Genomic DNA, 365 nt, shown 5'->3' with positions numbered 1-365 from the left:
CTGGCCGGCAAGCACTTCTACCGCCCGACCGACGCCAAGGCCGCAGCCAAGTACGCCAGGCAATTTCCGAAGCTGGAGTTGGTGAAGATCGACGAGGTCTTCGGTGGCTGGACCAAGGCTCAGAAAACACACTTCGCTGATGGCGGTCTGTTCGACCAGGTCTACACCAGGAAGTGACCTCCAGCCAGGCAAGGACGAAGCCATGCATTCATCGCTGCACATCGCCTCGCCCGCGGCCCAGTCAGCCTGGCAGCCCAGCGCCCGACAACCGCGCCGCTCGGTGCGGGTGCTGATCGTTCCCGGCCTGCGCGACAGCGGCCCCGCGCACTGGCAGACCTGGCTGCAAAGTCAGTACGTCGACGCGG

At 65.2% G+C, this 365-nt stretch carries 1 protein-coding gene and 1 pseudogene; both read left to right on the top strand.

Annotation, left to right across the window (positions count from 1 at the left end):
* Positions 1 to 177 (top strand): annotated as a pseudogene (locus B2W70_RS00525) (sulfate transporter subunit); the annotation flags it as partial.
* Positions 140 to 365: alpha/beta hydrolase (locus B2W70_RS00520; protein ID WP_349677421.1), on the top strand; the 226-nt coding region annotated here is incomplete at its 3' end. The pseudogene B2W70_RS00525 and the gene B2W70_RS00520, both read left to right, overlap by 38 nt.

It is taken from the genome of Aquabacterium sp. UBA2148 (genome assembly GCF_002328915.1).
Taxonomy (GTDB): domain Bacteria; phylum Pseudomonadota; class Gammaproteobacteria; order Burkholderiales; family Burkholderiaceae_C; genus Aquabacterium; species Aquabacterium parvum.
This window is presented reverse-complemented; position numbering and strand designations above follow the sequence as displayed.